Here is a 399-nt window from a genome sequence, read left to right as displayed (position 1 = left end):
GGTCGTCATAGTAGTGTACCGTAAAGTCCCCTACCGGCTGGGTGCCCAGTACCGTGGCATCGAACGCCGTAAGGTCGAAGTCCGTCTGGCCGTCGTTGGTGCCGTCCATGTCGCACTTGGTAATGAGCGCAGGGTCCGTCACCGGGTGGGCAACCGCCGGCTCGTCAACGATAAGGCTGAACGTGCCGACGCTTACGCATTTGGTCACCTTGTTCTGTACCCTTACCCAGACAACCTCGGGATTGGTCACGTTAGGGTAGCTGTTCGGAAGCTCTGTCCCCGCCACTCCCGCCTCGGCATCCGCCTGGCTGTGGTAGTACGTGAATGTGTAGTCCGCCGGGTTAAGCCCTGCTGCGATTACATTGATATTGTGGCTGCTCATCGTGAAGGTATGCGTGG

Annotated in this window: 1 protein-coding gene; it reads right to left on the bottom strand. The window is 58.9% G+C overall.

Annotated elements, in window-relative coordinates; translation table 11 throughout:
• The coding region (locus FJA49_RS18300; RefSeq protein WP_199758337.1) for a hypothetical protein at window positions 1–399 on the bottom strand (399 nt) is incomplete at both ends.

Origin of the sequence: Flavobacterium microcysteis, from assembly GCF_006385255.1 — a bacterium.
GTDB classification, from domain to species: Bacteria; Bacteroidota; Bacteroidia; order Flavobacteriales; family Flavobacteriaceae; genus Flavobacterium; species Flavobacterium microcysteis.
This window is presented reverse-complemented; position numbering and strand designations above follow the sequence as displayed.